Here is a 494-nt window from a genome sequence, read left to right as displayed (position 1 = left end):
GGTGGAGGAGCTGGAGCACAAGTCGCGCCGCCAGGACGTGCTGGTGGACGAAGAGCTCATCTATGCCTTCTACGACCAGCAGGTGCCTGCCGACATCTGCACCGGCGCGGATTTCGAAACCTGGTACCGCGAGGCCAGCCGGGCGAAGCCGGACCTGCTCAAGCTCACCCGCGACGAGCTGATGCGGCACGAGGCCGCGGGCATCACCACCAGCGCCTTCCCGCGCATGGTACGGCTGGGCGGGGTGGACTGCGCGGCCACCTACCTGCACGAACCCGTCGCACCGCGCGACGGCGTCACCGTGACAGTGCCGCTCTTCGTGTTCAACCAGGTGAGCGAGGACCGCTGCGAATGGCTGGTGCCCGGCACGCTCAAGGACACGATCCAGGCGCTGCTCAAAAGCCTGCCGCAGCGCCCGCGCAGCCGCCTCTTCCAGCTGCCGGACAACGCCGGGCGCCTGGCCGAGCTGCTCGGCACGCCCGACCGCTTCGGGC

General features: G+C 69.6%; 1 protein-coding gene. It reads left to right on the top strand.

Features of this window, described 5'->3' with window-relative positions; all coding sequences use genetic code 11:
* On the top strand, window positions 1-494 hold a 494-nt coding region (locus GVL52_RS31860), incomplete at both ends, for a DUF3418 domain-containing protein (protein ID WP_160012707.1).

The sequence above is a fragment of the Rhizobium sp. 18055 genome, assembly GCF_902706285.1.
In the GTDB taxonomy this organism is placed as follows: Bacteria; Pseudomonadota; Alphaproteobacteria; order Rhizobiales; family Rhizobiaceae; genus Rhizobium.
Note: the sequence above shows the minus strand (reverse complement) of the source record. Positions and strands in the feature narration are given on the sequence as shown.